Here is a 16,455-nt window from a genome sequence, read left to right as displayed (position 1 = left end):
GTAATAAAAAATATGCTTCATGTAATGTGGTGATTGAAGTTAGTATTAATTTCAATTTTTACACATTACATGAAGCATTTTTCATTGTGATTATAGTTTTTATTACTCTCACTCAATTAATATTTATTTATAATAATTTTTCAATTTCACTTGCGATTTGGTCTGGTTTTTTCTGAGGAGAAAAACGTTTAACGACATTACCTTGACGGTCAACTAAGAATTTAGTGAAATTCCATTTGATTTTTTCATTTAACATACCCTTTGCAGCATCAGTTAAATAACGGAATAATGGATGTTGATTATCGCCTTTAACGTCTACTTTCTCATGAATCGGGAAAGTAACACCATAATTAATTTTACAATTTTGAGCTGCTTCTTCTCCTGAACCGGGTTCCTGTCCGCCGAATTGATTACAAGGGAAACCTAAGACGATAAATCCTTTATCTTTATAATTATCATATAACTTTTGTAATCCTTCAAATTGTGGAGTGAAACCACATTCACTAGCAGTGTTTACAATAAGCATTACATCGCCTTTATACTGTTCTAATTTATAATTTTCACCGTTATTTTTTTGTACTACGAAATCATAAATTGTTTCCATATTTATCACCCTTTCGATATACCTCAAATTTAACATAATTTAACTGTATAGTCTTTGTTTATACTCTATGATAGAATGTTTTGAGTAACTTTTTAAAAGGAGATGTATATCATGGCTCAGCAACCACATAAGACTAAAAAAAAATTAGAGACTGCTGTTTTAATCGGTGTACATGCTCAAACGGATAATCAATTTAATTTTGATTCTACTATGGAAGAATTAGAAGCTCTATCTCAAACTTGCCGTTTAAATGTTAAAGGACAAATTACTCAAAATAGAGAACAATTTGATCATAAATATTATGTCGGTAAAGGTAAAATAGAAGAAATTAAAGCTTTCATCGAATTTCACGATATAGATGTTGTCGTTACAAATGATGAGCTAACGACCGCACAATCTAAAACATTAAATGATAATTTGGGCATAAAAATCATCGATAGAACCCAATTGATATTAGAAATATTTGCTTTAAGAGCGAGAAGTAGAGAAGGTAAATTACAAGTTGAACTTGCACAACTTGATTACCTTTTACCACGATTACAAGGTCATGGGAAGAGTCTTTCACGTTTAGGTGGTGGCATTGGAACAAGAGGTCCAGGTGAAACAAAACTTGAAATGGATCGACGCCATATAAGAACTCGTATGAATGAAATTAAACATCAATTACAATCGGTAGTTGAACATCGTGAAAGATATAGAAATAAACGAGAACAAAATCAAGTTTTCCAAGTGGCCTTAGTAGGTTATACGAATGCTGGGAAATCTTCATGGTTTAATGTTTTGGCAAATGAAGAAACTTATGAAAAGAATTTACTCTTTGCAACATTAGATCCTAAAACACGTCAAATACAAATAAATGAAGGGTTTAATCTCATTATTTCAGATACAGTAGGTTTCATTCAGAAGTTACCTACAACACTTGTTGCTGCATTTAAATCTACGCTTGAAGAAGCTAAAGATGCAAACTTATTATTACATGTTGTAGATGCAAGTCATCCTGAACACCGTACGCAATACGATACAGTTAATCAAATCATTAATGATTTAAATATGGATCAAATACCTCAGGCTGTAATTTTCAATAAAAAAGATTTATGCACAGAAGCACAAGCGTCTCCAGTTGCTAAATCGCCATATGTATTTGTTTCTAGTCGTGATGAAAATGATAAAGATAAAGTAAAAAACTTAATGATTGATGAGATTAAACGTCATTTAAACTATTACGAAGAAACAGTTGATAGTGTAAATGCTAATCGATTGTACTTTTTAAAGCAAAACACGTTAGTCGAAGAACTTCATTTTAATGAAGAAAGTGAGACTTATAGTGTTAAAGGTTATAAAAAATAAAGAAGGAAGAAACAATCATGGAAGAAATGACTAAATTAATTGAAGAAGTTGAAACGACTTTAGCACCGTTCTTCAGAGATATTGAGCAAACTGCGTTCAACAATCAGGAAAAAGTGTTAAACGCATTTCACCATGTCAAAGCTACTGAGAGTGATTTGCAAGGATCTACTGGATATGGATACGATGATTTCGGCAGAGATCATTTAGAGGAAATCTACGCTCACACATTTAAAGCTGAGGATGCACTTGTTAGACCACAAATCATTTCAGGTACCCATGCAATTACGCTAGCACTACAAAGTACTTTGAAATATGGTGATGAGTTATTATATATCACTGGCAGTCCATATGACACTTTACTAGAAGTGATAGGTGTGAATGGAAATGGTATAGAAAGTTTGAAAGAACATGGTGTGCATTACAACGAGGTTAAATTAAATAATGGTAAAATTGATATTTCATCTGTACTAACTGCTATAAATGAGAAAACGAAAGTCGTCGCTATTCAACGTTCAAAAGGTTATGATCAACGCCCATCAATTCCGGTAAATGAAATTGAAGAGGCGATTGAGACAATTAGAAAACAGCATCCGAATGTCATTATATTTGTAGATAATTGCTACGGAGAATTTGTAGAAGATAAAGAACCTATTGAAGTAGGGGCTGACATAATTGCAGGCTCACTTATTAAGAATCCTGGTGGTGGCCTAGCTAAGATAGGTGGGTATATTGCAGGACGTAAAGACTTAATTGAAAGATGTGGTTATCGCCTAACTGCACCAGGTATCGGTAAAGAAGCGGGAGCATCTTTGAATTCTTTACAAGAAATGTATCAAGGGTTCTTTTTAGCTCCTCATGTAGTAAGTCAAAGTTTGAAAGGTGCATTGTTTACTAGTCTCCTTCTTGAAAAGCTAAACATGAAAACGACACCTAAATATAATGTGAAGCGTACAGATTTGATTCAAACTGTACAATTTGAGACGAAAGAACAAATGATATCTTTCTGCCAAAGTATACAACATGCTTCTCCTATTAATGCACATTTTAGTCCAGAACCGAGTTATATGCCTGGATATGAAGATGATGTTATTATGGCTGCTGGTACCTTTGTACAAGGCTCTTCTATCGAATTATCAGCGGACGGTCCTATTAGACCACCATATGAGGCATATGTGCAAGGTGGACTTACTTATGAACATGTTAAATTAGCTGTAACACGAGCAGTTACTCAATTACGTAAACAAAACTTAATTTAAATAATTATTAAACTCTCTAAATAGTCAAAGGTTTAGAGAGTTTTTGTATTTATTTGAACTTTTTGTCAGAAAATTATAAAATTATTTTAGAAAATATAAGTTGTTGCTTGAAATTAATTAGATATTTAGCGTTAATTTTATTGGTCGAAATATTGATGTGACAGGCTTTTAACATATTGTGTTAGAAAACCTTACATACTTTTGTAATATCGATAAAACTATGCTAAATTAATGACAAGTTCAAAAGTAGAGGAGAGGTTCAAGTGCAGTCTAACGATTCAATCAGACGTAACATGGCCGTATTCTCTATGAGTGTAGTGAGTAAATTAACTGAACTAAGTCCAAGACAAATTAGGTACTATGAGACACATGAACTCATTACACCTGAAAGAACTGAAGGTAACAAAAGGTTATTTTCAATGAATGATTTGGATCGACTTTTAGAAATTAAATCTTTAATTGAAAAAGGTTTTAATATCAAAGGTATCAAACAAATCATTTTTGATGACCAAGATCACTTATCGACAGACGAACAAGAGACTAGAAAAAGAATGATTGTAGATGCAACGCAGAAACCGCGTAGCGAAACATTGCCAATAAATCGTGGTGACTTATCAAGATTTATTAAATAAAATTTGGAGGATTCAAACCATGCCAAAACGTAGTTTTACAAAAGATGATATTCGTAAGTTTGCTGAAGAGGAAAATGTTAGATATTTAAGATTACAATTCACTGATATTTTAGGAACAATTAAAAACGTAGAGGTTCCAGTTAGCCAATTAGAAAAAGTTTTAGATAATGAAATGATGTTTGATGGTTCTTCAATCGAAGGATTCGTACGCATTGAAGAATCTGATATGTACTTACATCCAGATTTAGATACTTGGGTAATATTCCCATGGACAGCTGGACAAGGTAAAGTTGCGCGTTTAATCTGTGATGTATTTAAAACAGATGGTACTCCATTCGAAGGCGACCCACGTGCGAACTTAAAACGAGTTTTAAAAGAAATGGAAGATATGGGCTTCACAGACTTCAACTTAGGGCCCGAACCAGAATTCTTCTTATTCAAATTAGATGAAAAAGGTGAACCAACATTAGAACTCAATGATGATGGTGGTTACTTCGACTTAGCACCTACAGACTTAGGTGAAAATTGTCGTCGTGATATCGTATTAGAATTAGAGGATATGGGCTTTGATATTGAAGCAAGTCACCATGAAGTTGCACCTGGTCAACATGAAATTGACTTTAAATATGCAGACGCTGTAACAGCTTGTGATAATATTCAAACATTCAAACTTGTTGTAAAAACTATTGCTCGTAAACATAATTTACATGCGACATTCATGCCTAAACCATTATTTGGTGTTAACGGAAGCGGAATGCACTTTAACGTTTCATTATTTAAAGGCAAAGAAAATGCTTTCTATGATCCAAATGGCGAAATGCAATTAACAGAAACAGCTTATCAATTTACAGCAGGTGTTCTTAAAAATGCACGTGGATTCACTGCAGTATGTAACCCTCTAGTAAACTCTTATAAACGTTTAGTACCAGGTTACGAAGCACCATGTTATATCGCTTGGAGTGGTAAAAACCGTTCTCCATTAGTACGTGTGCCTTCTTCAAGAGGATTATCAACGCGTATTGAAGTACGTTCAGTTGACCCTGCAGCTAACCCTTACATGGCTCTAGCAGCAATCCTTGAAGCAGGGTTAGACGGAATCAAAAACAAACTAGAAGTACCTGAACCAGTAAATCAAAATATCTACGAAATGAATCGTGAAGAACGAGAAGCAGTTGGCATCCAAGACTTACCATCAACATTGTATACTGCGTTAAAATCAATGCGTGAAAATTCTTCAATTAAAAACGCTTTAGGAGATCACATTTACAATCAATTTATTAACTCTAAATCTATTGAATGGGATTATTACCGTACTCAAGTTTCTGAATGGGAACGCGAACAGTACATAAAACAATACTAAAGCGCTAAACAAAACAGGGGAACCACAATAGGGGTCAGAGCTGAGACGAAACTGTCTCAGCTCTTTTTTATGTTTTAGGCTGAATCACAGAAGCTTACTTATCTAAAAGAATTAGGTGAAGATGGCGAATATAAATATGTGGCTAAAATAGACAAGAAAACATCTAAAATTTGTCACTCTTTAACGGCAAAGTATTTAAAATAAAAGATATGACACCTGGCATTAATGCACCCCCTATGCACCCTTGGTGTAGAAGTACTACAGTGCCACAAATGGGAAACTGGCGGGATAAATTCTTTACTGAGCGTAAAGGTAAGTATCAGATAGAAGATAAACAGAGTTTAGTACGTAAGGCAGGAGCATTAAACGACATCAATGATCCTTATCATTCAAAAAGAGATAAGCATGCAATGAAATATTATAAGTCAGTATTAAATAGAAATAAAAAAGAGAAATTGAAGTAATATCAAATAATACTGGATATAATCAAAAATTAATAGAAAGAGTTTATGAACATTTATTTGAAAACATCTATAAATTAGGAAATAAAAGAGATAAATTTTTCCCCGACTTTAATATAGCTTTAAGTTGGCAACGTTTAAGAGAAGGAAAAAATATAAAAGAGCAAGATTTTATATTATTACGTCATGAAGTTATTGAACACTATTTAATGAATAAGTATAATTATTCATATATAAAAGCACATAATTATGTTTAGAAAAAGTATGATTATGCAAGTTTTATTAGTAAATAAGGTGAGACCAATATTAACACTAAATAAAATAGAAGAAGATGAGCGAATAATTAGTTATGAATATTTGCCACAAGATGATTTAAAAAAGGGGAAAGGAATAGTAACTTTAAATAAAAAAATTCAGAGGTTATTGATTTTGTATTATCTAAAGATGAAATATTAAAAGATTATATGATATATAGGAACAAAGCATTTCAAGCTATTAGATATTTTATAAGCAAAAATGAATTTCCAAGTGAATATTTAGTTGCTTGGTATTAAAATAGCATCCTTTCTACCCTTATAAATAGAAAGTGGTGCTATTTTTATACGCTTTTTTAACCTTCCGCGGAAGGTTATTTTTTATATCCAAAACGTACTGATGACGTTATAAAAGCAAGTATGGAATACGCAGTCGACAGACTATAAACGGAGGTATATCTCATGGAGAACAATCAAAGTAATATAACTGAAGAAACGAAGCACAATGACAATTTAGAAACAACTCATGAACAAACGCAACAAAAAGAGAAAACATTCTCTCAAGAAGAAGTATCTCAAATGATTAAGGATCGTTTAGCTAGAGAAAAAAGAAAATCTGATGAACGTATTAAGTATGCAATTCAAGAAGCTGAGAAACTGGCCAAAATGAATAAAGATCAAAAGAGTCAATATGAGATCGAAAAGCTTTTGAAAGAGAATGAAGAACTTAAAGCAGAAAAGGCTTTATCTCAAATGAAAAATGAGACTCGTTCAATGCTTAATGAATTTGGTGTGCAAAATTTTAATGATCAAATTGGTAATGTATTAGTCAACTTTAACGCTGAAAAAACAAAAAAATGTTGAATCATCAATAAAGAAGATTTCGCCGTATTCATACATCGTTTAGCCAATTTACCTTTTATTTTCAAAGTAAAATTAAGAATAGACGAAATCTCTTAAAATTAAAAATATTAAATTAGCTTCAACAACTGTTCTACATTTTCTTCTGTAGTCGCCCAACTTGTCGCAAATCTGACGACACGGTGATTATCATCATATTTTTCCCACACTGCGAATTTAACCTTCTTCTCTAATTCTTTTATTTTATCGTTACTAAGTACAAAGAATTGTTGGTTAGTGGGTGAATCATAATAGACTTGGTATCCTTTTTCTAAAAATCCATTTTTAACTTTCTTAGCCATATTAATCGCATGTTTACTAATTTTAAAGTATAACTCATCTGTAAATAACTCTAAAAATTGGATGCCAGTTAATCGACCTTTAGCTAGTAAAGCGCCGTGGTGTTTAATAATTGTCGTAAAGTTTATCGGCTCATTGTTCTTAGTAAATACGATTGCCTCACCACACAGTGCACCTATTTTAGTACCACCAATGTAGAAGACATCACAGTACTTAGCTATATCTTCAATAGTGACATCGGTATTGTCACTCATTAACCCGTAACCGAGTCTAGCGCCATCCATAAATAATGGTATCTCATGTTTACGACAAACTTTGGCTAAGCTTTTTAATTCCTCTTTCGTATATAACGTTCCATATTCTGTGGGATGCGAAATATAAACCATCCCTGGAAATACCATATGTTCTCTTTTAAAGTCACTATAAAAAGTTTCTAAGTAAGCTTCGACACCCTCGGCTGATATTTTACCTTCACTGGATGGTATGGCTAAAACTTTATGACCACTAAATTCAATGGCGCCACCTTCATGAACTGCCACATGTCCCGTATCTGCTGATATCACACCTTCATAACTTTTCAACATAGAATTTATAACCACTTGGTTTGTTTGAGTACCACCAACCAGAAATCTTACCGTTGCCTCAGGACACTTGATAGTCTCCCTTATTTTATCAGCCGCTTGTGCTGAGAATTCATCAAAGCCGTAACCAGCAGCTTGAACCATATTTGTATCAATAAGTCGTTTGAGTACTTTCTCATGCGCGCCTTCTAAATAATCATTTTCAAATGAAATCATTAACTTTCCCTCCTAAGTTAAATCCAATCTTCAATATCATTCTACGCATCTTGATGATTCACCTTTATTAGAAAATAAATTCTTAGTATTAGGGATAGTTAACAAGAAAATATAAACTAATAAATAAATCAAAAGATAGATAATTCTGAATATTCAATCGAATGTTGTTATTATACATCATCATAACTAAAATTAAAATATATTCCGAGCAACCTATTTAAATAAGTGGTAATTAAACAAATTGTTTCTGTAATAATTGAATTTTTATATGAAAAGTTCTATCATTTAATCAACATAAAGAAAGGGGAATGTGCCTTATGCAACAAATAAAATTTAAAACATTTACAGAAGATTCTATTGAAAGATTGGAAAAAAGCGTAAATGATTTTCTAAAGTCAGATGAGGGTAGTGCATATAGCTTATTAAATATCACTATTAAACAGATTGAGGAACGAAAGTTTCCAAATATCGAAGAAGATTATAATGCAATAGTAACTTTAGTTACTAAAGAATAATATAAGAGAAATATCCACTTGAGATGATTTAGGTGGAAATACATATAGGAGTTAACATTCATGAATTTAGGATATTTTGGTACTATTTTAGCGATTTTATTAGTTCTAGGGTTTATCGTTAACTTGATACTTGCTTTTATTATCATATTCTTGGAAAAGGACAGACGAAGTGCAAGTTCCACGTGGGCATGGTTATTTGTACTTTTCTTATTACCAATAGTAGGGTTCATCCTTTACTTATTCCTAGGTCGTACTGTTTCTAAGAAAAAACTAGAGAAAAATAACGGAAAAGAGTTAGATGCTTTCCAAGACTTAGTTAAAGCACAAGCGAATAGCTTTGAAAAATTAAATTTTAATTCTCCAAACGACCAAGTTACAAAACATCATGATTTAATCCGAATGTTATTAATGAAACAAGATGCTTTTCTAACTGAAAATAATAACATCGAATTATTTACTGATGGTCATAAACTCTTTGATAAAGTGATCGAAGATATTTATAATGCTAAAGATTATATTCACCTTGAGTATTATACATTTGAATTAGACGGTCTTGGAAATCGTATTATCGATGCGTTAGAAACTAAACTTAAAGAAGGCTTAGAAGTTAAACTATTATATGATGATGTAGGTTCGAAAAAAGTGAATATGGCTAAATTTAAAAAATTTAAGTCTTTAGGTGGAGAGGTTGAAGCCTTTTTTGCATCTAAACTACCTATTGTAAATTTCAGAATGAACAACCGAAATCATAGAAAAATTATTATCATAGATGGTCAAGTTGGCTATGTAGGTGGTTTTAATATAGGTGACGATTATTTAGGCTTAGGTAAATTAGGCTATTGGAGAGACACACATTTGCGTGTGCAAGGTGACAGTATTGATGCATTGCAAATAAGATTTATTCTAGACTGGAACTCACAAGCACATCGACCACAGTTTGAATATGATCAAAAATATTTCCCTAAAAAGACAGGAGAAAAAGGAAATAAAGCATTACAAATTGCTTCGAGTGGACCAGCGTTCGATCTTCACCAAATAGAATATGGTTATACAAAAATGATAATGAGTGCAAGAAAATCAATTTATCTTCAAAGTCCTTACTTTATACCAGATCAATCGTACATTAATGCGTTAAAAATGGCAGCAAACAGTGGGGTAGAAGTTAATTTGATGATTCCATGTAAACCCGATCATCCGTTTGTATATTGGGCTACTTTTTCAAATGCAGCTGACTTGTTAGATAGTGGTGTAAATATCTATACGTATCAGAATGGATTTATACATTCTAAAATACTGATGATAGATGATGAAGTTTCATCTGTAGGTAGTGCAAACATGGACTTTAGAAGTTTCGAGTTAAATTTTGAAATTAATGCCTTTGTATACGACAAAGAAATTGCACAACAATTACGTCATGCTTTTGAAGAAGACGTGAAAAAATCAAAACTTCTTACTAAAGAAAAATATGAACAACGTCCACTATCAATTAAATTTAAAGAAGATTTAGCCAAGTTAATTTCACCAATTTTATAAAATGATAGTTTAGTACAATCCTCGTTCGTAAGAGCGAGGATTTTTTGTTGCTAATAACAATATTATGTAAACTATTAAATTAAATGACAAATGTCACGTACTAATAATGACAAAATGAACTAAATTATATACCTAGTAATTGATAAATTGTATATATCTTAAAGAAAAGGCGTGAACATTATGATTAAGATTAAAAATTTATCTAAGTCATTTAAGAAGAACAGGGTACTAGATGACATTAATTTAGAAATTAAGGAACATTTATGTACGGCTTTAATTGGTAAAAATGGTGCAGGAAAATCAACTCTTATAGATATAATAATTGGCAATTTACAAGGTGATAAGGGAGAGATTATTGATAAGTCTAAAATGATTAATCATCATAAAATGGCAATTTTATTTCAAAAAACAAATTTTCCTAAATTCTTCAAAGTAAAGGAATTATTCAAACTTCACCAATCTTTTTATTCAAATTCGATTTCAACCACACGTTTTTTAGCTATTACTCAATTTAGTGAAACGCAGATGAATCAGATGGCAAGCCAGTTATCTGGTGGACAAAAACGTATTCTTGATTTTGCATTAACACTCGTTGGTCAGCCTGAATTTTTAATTTTAGATGAGCCAACAACTGCTATGGATATTGAGACAAGAGAGCATTTCTGGAAAATAATTCAAGATCTTAAATCACAAAATGTCACGATTCTATACACTTCTCATTACATAGAAGAAGTCGAGAGAATGGCTGATCAAGTCGTTCTTCTAGATAAAGGTCGAATTCAATTGAGTGATTCTCCTCAACTCATTAAAAATCAACAGAGCTATTCAGTAGTAGTTTTACCGTCAAATTGTAAACATATTATTGAAGATTTAAAGAGTGAGTTTGAGATTACCAACTATAAAAATAGTTATGAAATTAGAACGAATCAAGTTGCTTCAGTTATACAAAAATTAATTGAATACCGTATTGATTTGAATCAAATTGAAATTCATAAAACTTCATTATTAGATATTATGTTTTCCAATAATAGCGACCAAGAAAGGGTGACACAATGATGGTAGCCACATTTTTTAAAACTGAAATTAAAGTAATGTTTAGAAAAAAACTCTATTTATTTATGTCTATATTTCTTCCTTTAGGATTTTATCTATTATTTACTTCTTTATTAGATTTACCTGAAGAAGCTAAAGAACCGTTTTATAAGGAATATATGTACAGTATGACAGTATTTAGTTTATTAAACTTTTGTATGTTGTCATTTCCACTAGACATGATTGAGGAGAGAAACAATGGTTGGTATAAACATTTAATGTCTACACCTTTGAAACCGTCACAATACTATCTCGTCAAAGTTTTAAAAACTATGTGCCAATTTTTAGTAGCGATTATAATTATTTTCACAGCAGCACATTTTTATAAAGATGTAAGCATGAATTTATCAGATTGGTTACTATCTGGAATTGTTTTATGGGTAGGAGCAAGTTTATTTTTAACTTTAGGATTGATTATTGCACAATTTAATGATGTGCAAAAGGCGAGTAGTGTAGCAAATTTACTTAACATGACAATGGCAATTATAGGTGGTTTATGGTTCCCAGTTCAGACATTTCCAGATTGGCTTCAGACTATTTCTAAAAAAATGCCTACCTATCATTTAAAGCAAATCTCGTTAGACTTTGGTAAAGATAAAGGTATCAATTATGAGTCACTTGGTTTTTTACTAGTATATAGTATAATTTTCCTTAGTATAGCTTTAATTATTAATAACAAGAAAGATGTGTCTTAAATGAGATCTAAACGTGGTTTTGGAGTAAGGATGGGTGAAATTTCTTCACTTGTATATTTAATATTTCCGATATTTGGATTATTTTATAATGAACATCATTATAATATGTTGGTATATATTATTGTTTTAGCTATCTTTACAATCTCATATTTAATTTTAGTTCTACTTCACACTAAGTTGAACAAAAATCATTTATATATCTTTTTGCTTATCCATTATCTCTGCATTATGTATTTTGTTTATGCTTATGAACCATTATTAAGTATGTTCTTTTTTTATAGTGCATTTGCATTACCCTTCATTTTCGATGTGGGAGTGAAATCAAAAGAATTTATAAGTTTTGTTACTACAATGATACTATGTGCTTTGTTCACCTATATCACCCATCATGAATATGTGTATACGATGATAATATATTATATTGTCATATTGATGATTGCGTTTGGTAATTTTCAAGTGCGCAAAGATCGTAAGGTACGTAAAGAACTTGAAGAGAAGAACAAATATATTAATGTCCTTATAGCAGAACAAGAACGCAATCGCATTGGTCAAGATCTCCATGATACTCTAGGCCATGTGTTTGCAAGTCTAACGTTGAAATCAGAACTTGCAACAAAACTCCTCGATACCGACAAAGAAGCAGCTAGAAATGAAATGCGAGCCATTAATGATTTATCAAGAGAGACACTTAATAAAGTACGCACGATTATAGACGACTTGAAGGTGCAATCATTTGAAGAGGAAGTTTCATCTGTAGCATCTATTCTTCACGATGCGAATTTAAATTTTATTTTCAAAAATAAAAGTGCTGCAAGGTCATTAAATCCGGCCAAACAATCCATATTATCGATGATATTAAGAGAAGCGATTAATAATGTAATTAAACATGCCAATGCCACAGAAGTTGTAGGGGAAATTATAGAGAAGCATCATGAAATGACATTGATTGTGAGTGATAACGGGGTAGGGATTAATGATGACGAGGCAAGCGCGCTTAAAAGTATTAAAGAACGTACCGCTTATTTAAATGGGGAAGTTAAAGTTCAATCAAATGAAGGTACTACAATAACAGTTCAAATTCCTAGGAGTGAATTAATGTGATATCACTGGTGATAGCTGAAGACCAATTAATGTTAAGACAAGCAATGGTACAACTTATTGAAATGCATGAGGATATGAAAGTTTTAAACGATATCGAAAATGGTGAAGAAGCACTTCAATTGATCGAAAATAAACAGCCTGATGTGGCAATCTTAGATATTGAGATTCCTGGTATGACTGGGTTGGAAATTTTGGCTCAAATTCGAGCTAAAGGATTAAATACACGGGTTATCATTGTTACGACATTCAAGCGACCTGGCTATTTCGAAAAGGCTGTTGCCAATGATGTAGATGCCTATGTGTTGAAAGAACGTTCTGTAGAAGATTTAGTGAATACGATTTATAAAGTGATGAAGGGTGAAAAAGAATATAGTACATCATTGATGACTACTTTATTTACTGAGTCAAATCCATTAACGCATAAAGAACAAGTTGTATTAAGAGAGATAGGCAATGGGTTGAGTAGTAAAGAAATTGCTGAAAAACTTTATTTGTCTAATGGGACAGTGCGTAATTACACAAGTACGATTATTGATAAAATGTGCTCTGAAAATCGCTTTGATGCATGGAAAAAAGGAATTGATAAAGGGTGGATATAAATTTTGATAAAATATCTTACTTTTTAATTATTAATTTTGGACGATCAGTTTTATCTACATAATCAGATAATAATGCTAAAATTTCTATAACTTTATATGTGGGTGTTTCAATACTCAATGTGTGTTGAAACACTTTCCCTTTAGATGTCTTTACCTCATATGTGACTGAATTTGTGTCGATAATACAATCTAAAATTTCCATCGTTTTGTACCTCCCATATTAAGTGTTGTAAATATGCTATTATCAATATAATTATTGATAAATTTAGACTTTATCTACTTACAACTTTTATGTCTGAGATACATTTATAAAATTTGTCCTTCTATAAAATAAAGTTGAATAGATGAGTTGTAAAAATAGACAGTATACTGTTTCTGTAACTATACCACTATAGATTACTTTTACTCCTGATTTAAAAAATAACTTAAGTTTGATTTCTAGACAGTGGAAATATATTTATTTAATGAGAACTACTTAATGTGTTTTTGAATGACTAGTTTTTTACTAATCAATCTAATTTTCTTATATCATTTCAGCTACGTTTACTTTATGTATTAGTCTTTGTGTATAAAAAAGCCATACGCATTGCGTATGGCTCATATAGTACCTTATTATCATAAATTGGTTTATTTAATTGATTTAATAACACTTCTCTTTATTTAATTTAAGGAATTAAGAGAAATTATTTAAATATTATATATTGAATATTAAGGTTTCTTTAACATAGTAGATTTTCACTTTTTCTTTTTATTTAGCGTGGATTGAATAATATATACAATGAAACCAACTAAAATTCCGAGTAATATGGCTACTACTACACTTACTATGATAGGTAATTTAAATACTATTTGTAATACTACGCCTATGATTATTGCTACAATAATTGCGATTAAAGATATCTTGCTTTCATTAGATGAATCCATCTATTTCACTCCTAACATTACATATTATAGCATGAGCTTACATTTTGAAAAATAACTATAAATAGAAGCTTATGATGAATCAGTTTAAATTTCATATTGACTCCAAACTAAATTTTAATTAACATAAATCAGAATATAACGTGAAGTAAGGTGACAGCTATGAAATCAAAAAAAGGATTATCGCTAATTGTTGTGGCATTAATTGCAATAATAGTCATACTTTTTCAATTTATTAACCACGAAGGTCCATTTGGCGGTAAACAATCAAATGAAAAAAATCTAAGCGCAGATTTAAAAGGAAAAGATAAAGTTTATGTTGAACGTGTAGTAGATGGGGATACTTTTCTTGCTAAGAAAGATGGCGAGCGTATTAAAGTTAGAATGATTGGTATGGATACACCAGAAACGGTTAAACCAAATACGCCTGTTCAACCCTATGGTAAAGAAGCATCAAACTATAGTAAGAAAGAGTTAACACATAAGTATGTTTATTTAGAATACGATAAAGAAAAAAATGATAGATATGGCCGAACTTTGGCTTATGTTTGGCTAAGTAAAAATAGGATGTTTAACAGAGAATTAGTTGAAAAAGGATTAGCCAGAGAGAAATACTATTCTCCAAATGGTAAATATAGAAATATTCTTATAAAAGCCCAAGAAGAGGCGAAACAGAATAAAGTGAACTTATGGAGTTAATATATTAAAGGAGGCTGCGACATAATTCGTTGTCTCAACCTCACTTAACATATTGGCAGTAGATGTCTGAATTGAAAGTGCGCTTGTATCAAGCTTCTTTCAATCCTAGTCATCCTTGCCGCGGGGCCCCAACATAGAGAATTTCTTTTGGAAGAAATTCTACAAACAATGCAAGTTGGGGTGGGACAACGAAAATAATTTTGACAAATTATATTTCTGTCCCACTCTCTTTTTAAGCTTCCATATGTTATTTAAAACTATCAGATATCTTTTGTACTTGTACATTGTTGAGAGGGTGCTTAGAAAGTTGTACAGCATCTTCTATAACCTTTTCAAGAGAAGATTGAGTAGATACCGTATCTACATATTTATCACTTTCATCTGAACCTTCGATAATATTGACGCTACCGTCGCTGAAGTAAACAACACCGATACTTTGAATCTTAAATTGATAAACAGATTCTATTTGATCTTTAAATGCTTTAGCATTGTTTGCAGCTTGTTGGTATGGATCTTGGTCATAAAATTCGTAAATCACACGATTATCTTGTAAGATTTCTGTAAATGTATAGACACCTGTACATGTCGTATTGAATTGGCTATGGTATCTACTACTTACATAGTGACCTACAATCTGATCGGTTTCATAAGGTTGATTTCTCTCTTCAAAATGCTTGTCAGGAACGTCGAAATGATAGAAAGTTTTTTGGTTCCAATTTTTAACGTCGACATTGATAAGCCCTACGTCAGTAACAATTATAAAATCAAATGATCGTGCATATTCAAATAATGGATGCTTTACAGCTAAATTATTTGTAGAAACAATTGAATATGTTTTTAAACGACCGTTTTCTTTAAAGCGGTCCAAAATCTTTTGTAACTCACGCTTAGCATTTTTAAATGCATGATGTCCTACATCGTTATTAGAACTTAACATTTGATTCTTTAGAGCTAAATTTTCTTCGCTCAAAGTTGAATTTTTAGCGATTAATTGGTTTCTAGCGTACTCTTCAGTCTCAACTCTATCTTTCATATATCTTTGATTTAAGACAATGGCTATAATCAAAATAATTATAATTACAGATAAAATGACCGTTACAGACATAAATATTCACCCAAATCTTAAAATTTTAATTCTAATTTCAAAACAAATTATATACGTCTTAAATTTCGAGTTCAATGATTATGAGTGTAAATAATGCTTAAACGTACTCGCGCTATATTTAATGTTTACAAAACTTTAAGAAATTTAAATTTTTAATTGATATACAAAAAACCGTATTATAACTCTTTTTGACATTTAATATTTATACAAAGCCTATTCTTTATAAAAATTTTAATTTTAATTTACTAAATGTTCACAAATATACGTTTGATAATTGTAATTTT

Annotated in this window: 17 protein-coding genes and 3 pseudogenes; 15 read left to right on the top strand and 5 right to left on the bottom strand. The window is 31.3% G+C overall.

What is annotated here, in order from left to right; genetic code table 11:
* Positions 1–127 precede the first annotated feature (127 nt).
* Positions 128–604 carry a glutathione peroxidase gene (locus V6C74_RS07400; RefSeq protein ID WP_002453136.1) on the bottom strand — a complete coding sequence of 159 codons (477 nt, stop codon included), beginning with the start codon at positions 602–604 and terminating at the stop codon, positions 128–130.
* Positions 605–715: 111 nt separating this feature from the next.
* Here V6C74_RS07400 and hflX point away from each other — a divergent pair, with 111 nt between their 5' ends.
* The 8 genes and pseudogenes from hflX to V6C74_RS07360 all read left to right on the top strand — a co-directional run bounded on the left by hflX (position 716) and on the right by V6C74_RS07360 (position 6,778).
* Positions 716–1,951, top strand: a complete 1,236-nt coding sequence (gene hflX, locus V6C74_RS07395; RefSeq protein ID WP_002453137.1) for a GTPase HflX — start codon at positions 716–718, stop codon at positions 1,949–1,951.
* A gap of 17 nt (positions 1,952–1,968) precedes the next feature.
* On the top strand, positions 1,969–3,207 hold the full coding sequence (locus V6C74_RS07390; protein WP_002453138.1) for an aminotransferase class I/II-fold pyridoxal phosphate-dependent enzyme: 1,239 nt from the start codon (positions 1,969–1,971) through the stop codon (positions 3,205–3,207).
* A 263-nt stretch (positions 3,208–3,470) separates the two neighbouring features.
* Positions 3,471–3,839, top strand: coding sequence for a MerR family transcriptional regulator (locus tag V6C74_RS07385; protein WP_002433929.1), 369 nt, complete (start codon positions 3,471–3,473; stop codon positions 3,837–3,839).
* A gap of 19 nt (positions 3,840–3,858) precedes the next feature.
* Positions 3,859–5,199: a type I glutamate--ammonia ligase gene (glnA, locus tag V6C74_RS07380; protein WP_016898122.1), complete on the top strand. Its 1,341-nt coding sequence runs from the start codon at positions 3,859–3,861 to the stop codon at positions 5,197–5,199.
* A 78-nt stretch (positions 5,200–5,277) separates the two neighbouring features.
* Positions 5,278–5,537 (top strand): annotated as a pseudogene (locus tag V6C74_RS07375) (minor capsid protein); the annotation flags it as partial.
* A 426-nt stretch (positions 5,538–5,963) separates the two neighbouring features.
* A pseudogene (locus V6C74_RS07370) lies at positions 5,964–6,214 on the top strand (hypothetical protein).
* An 87-nt stretch (positions 6,215–6,301) separates the two neighbouring features.
* A pseudogene (locus V6C74_RS07365) lies at positions 6,302–6,401 on the top strand (hypothetical protein); the annotation flags it as partial.
* Positions 6,377–6,778, top strand: a complete 402-nt coding sequence (locus tag V6C74_RS07360; protein ID WP_016898123.1) for a DUF4355 domain-containing protein — start codon at positions 6,377–6,379, stop codon at positions 6,776–6,778. The pseudogene V6C74_RS07365 and the gene V6C74_RS07360, both read left to right, overlap by 25 nt.
* 107 nt (positions 6,779–6,885) lie before the next feature.
* On the opposite strand, the gene V6C74_RS07355 is transcribed toward V6C74_RS07360, so the two are convergent.
* Positions 6,886–7,911 carry a low specificity L-threonine aldolase gene (locus V6C74_RS07355; RefSeq protein WP_002453143.1) on the bottom strand — a complete coding sequence of 342 codons (1,026 nt, stop codon included), beginning with the start codon at positions 7,909–7,911 and terminating at the stop codon, positions 6,886–6,888.
* A gap of 317 nt (positions 7,912–8,228) precedes the next feature.
* Between V6C74_RS07355 and V6C74_RS07350 the strand changes: the two genes are divergently transcribed.
* From V6C74_RS07350 to V6C74_RS07325, 6 genes are all read left to right on the top strand, one after another.
* Positions 8,229–8,426 (top strand): hypothetical protein, encoded by a 198-nt coding sequence (locus V6C74_RS07350; RefSeq protein ID WP_002433822.1) that lies wholly within the window; start codon positions 8,229–8,231, stop codon positions 8,424–8,426.
* A 60-nt stretch (positions 8,427–8,486) separates the two neighbouring features.
* Positions 8,487–9,959, top strand: a complete 1,473-nt coding sequence (cls, locus tag V6C74_RS07345) for a cardiolipin synthase (RefSeq protein WP_016898124.1) — start codon at positions 8,487–8,489, stop codon at positions 9,957–9,959.
* Positions 9,960–10,139: 180 nt separating this feature from the next.
* Positions 10,140–11,015, top strand: a complete 876-nt coding sequence (locus tag V6C74_RS07340) for an ABC transporter ATP-binding protein (RefSeq protein WP_002453145.1) — start codon at positions 10,140–10,142, stop codon at positions 11,013–11,015.
* A complete protein-coding gene (locus V6C74_RS07335) occupies positions 11,015–11,746 on the top strand; it encodes an ABC transporter permease (protein WP_002453146.1) in 732 nt (243 codons plus the stop codon). Before V6C74_RS07340 ends, V6C74_RS07335 begins: the two co-directional genes overlap by 1 nt.
* Positions 11,747–12,847 (top strand): sensor histidine kinase, encoded by a 1,101-nt coding sequence (locus V6C74_RS07330; RefSeq protein WP_029625699.1) that lies wholly within the window; start codon positions 11,747–11,749, stop codon positions 12,845–12,847.
* On the top strand, positions 12,844–13,446 hold the full coding sequence (locus tag V6C74_RS07325; protein ID WP_002453148.1) for a response regulator transcription factor: 603 nt from the start codon (positions 12,844–12,846) through the stop codon (positions 13,444–13,446). Before V6C74_RS07330 ends, V6C74_RS07325 begins: the two co-directional genes overlap by 4 nt.
* 16 nt (positions 13,447–13,462) lie before the next feature.
* Here the strand turns inward: V6C74_RS07325 and V6C74_RS07320 are convergent, their stop codons facing one another.
* A complete protein-coding gene (locus V6C74_RS07320) occupies positions 13,463–13,648 on the bottom strand; it encodes a hypothetical protein (protein ID WP_002453149.1) in 186 nt (61 codons plus the stop codon).
* Between the two features lie 533 nt (positions 13,649–14,181).
* Positions 14,182–14,370, bottom strand: a complete 189-nt coding sequence (locus V6C74_RS07315) for a hypothetical protein (RefSeq protein WP_016898127.1) — start codon at positions 14,368–14,370, stop codon at positions 14,182–14,184.
* A 159-nt stretch (positions 14,371–14,529) separates the two neighbouring features.
* Between V6C74_RS07315 and V6C74_RS07310 the strand changes: the two genes are divergently transcribed.
* On the top strand, positions 14,530–15,066 hold the full coding sequence (locus tag V6C74_RS07310) for a thermonuclease family protein (protein WP_002453151.1): 537 nt from the start codon (positions 14,530–14,532) through the stop codon (positions 15,064–15,066).
* A gap of 247 nt (positions 15,067–15,313) precedes the next feature.
* Here the strand turns inward: V6C74_RS07310 and V6C74_RS07305 are convergent, their stop codons facing one another.
* On the bottom strand, positions 15,314–16,171 hold the full coding sequence (locus V6C74_RS07305; RefSeq protein ID WP_103175548.1) for a hypothetical protein: 858 nt from the start codon (positions 16,169–16,171) through the stop codon (positions 15,314–15,316).
* Positions 16,172–16,455: the final 284 nt, after the last annotated feature.

The organism is Staphylococcus capitis subsp. capitis (genome assembly GCF_040739495.1).
In the GTDB taxonomy this organism is placed as follows: Bacteria; Bacillota; Bacilli; order Staphylococcales; family Staphylococcaceae; genus Staphylococcus; species Staphylococcus capitis.
Note: the sequence above shows the minus strand (reverse complement) of the source record. Positions and strands in the feature narration are given on the sequence as shown.

Excerpts from the sequence above, each read along its gene's own strand:
- V6C74_RS07360 (WP_016898123.1), top strand. The coding sequence starts at position 6,377 with ATGGAGAACAATCAAAGTAATATAACTGAAGAAACGAAGCACAATGAC.
- V6C74_RS07400 (WP_002453136.1), bottom strand. The coding sequence starts at position 604 with ATGGAAACAATTTATGATTTCGTAGTACAAAAAAATAACGGTGAAAAT.
- V6C74_RS07390 (WP_002453138.1), top strand. The coding sequence starts at position 1,969 with ATGGAAGAAATGACTAAATTAATTGAAGAAGTTGAAACGACTTTAGCA.
- glnA (WP_016898122.1), top strand. The coding sequence starts at position 3,859 with ATGCCAAAACGTAGTTTTACAAAAGATGATATTCGTAAGTTTGCTGAA.
- V6C74_RS07305 (WP_103175548.1), bottom strand. The coding sequence starts at position 16,171 with ATGTCTGTAACGGTCATTTTATCTGTAATTATAATTATTTTGATTATA.
- V6C74_RS07320 (WP_002453149.1), bottom strand. The coding sequence starts at position 13,648 with ATGGAAATTTTAGATTGTATTATCGACACAAATTCAGTCACATATGAG.
- V6C74_RS07350 (WP_002433822.1), top strand. The coding sequence starts at position 8,229 with ATGCAACAAATAAAATTTAAAACATTTACAGAAGATTCTATTGAAAGA.
- cls (WP_016898124.1), top strand. The coding sequence starts at position 8,487 with ATGAATTTAGGATATTTTGGTACTATTTTAGCGATTTTATTAGTTCTA.
- V6C74_RS07340 (WP_002453145.1), top strand. The coding sequence starts at position 10,140 with ATGATTAAGATTAAAAATTTATCTAAGTCATTTAAGAAGAACAGGGTA.
- V6C74_RS07355 (WP_002453143.1), bottom strand. The coding sequence starts at position 7,911 with ATGATTTCATTTGAAAATGATTATTTAGAAGGCGCGCATGAGAAAGTA.
- V6C74_RS07310 (WP_002453151.1), top strand. The coding sequence starts at position 14,530 with ATGAAATCAAAAAAAGGATTATCGCTAATTGTTGTGGCATTAATTGCA.
- V6C74_RS07330 (WP_029625699.1), top strand. The coding sequence starts at position 11,747 with ATGAGATCTAAACGTGGTTTTGGAGTAAGGATGGGTGAAATTTCTTCA.
- V6C74_RS07315 (WP_016898127.1), bottom strand. The coding sequence starts at position 14,370 with ATGGATTCATCTAATGAAAGCAAGATATCTTTAATCGCAATTATTGTA.
- V6C74_RS07335 (WP_002453146.1), top strand. The coding sequence starts at position 11,015 with ATGGTAGCCACATTTTTTAAAACTGAAATTAAAGTAATGTTTAGAAAA.
- hflX (WP_002453137.1), top strand. The coding sequence starts at position 716 with ATGGCTCAGCAACCACATAAGACTAAAAAAAAATTAGAGACTGCTGTT.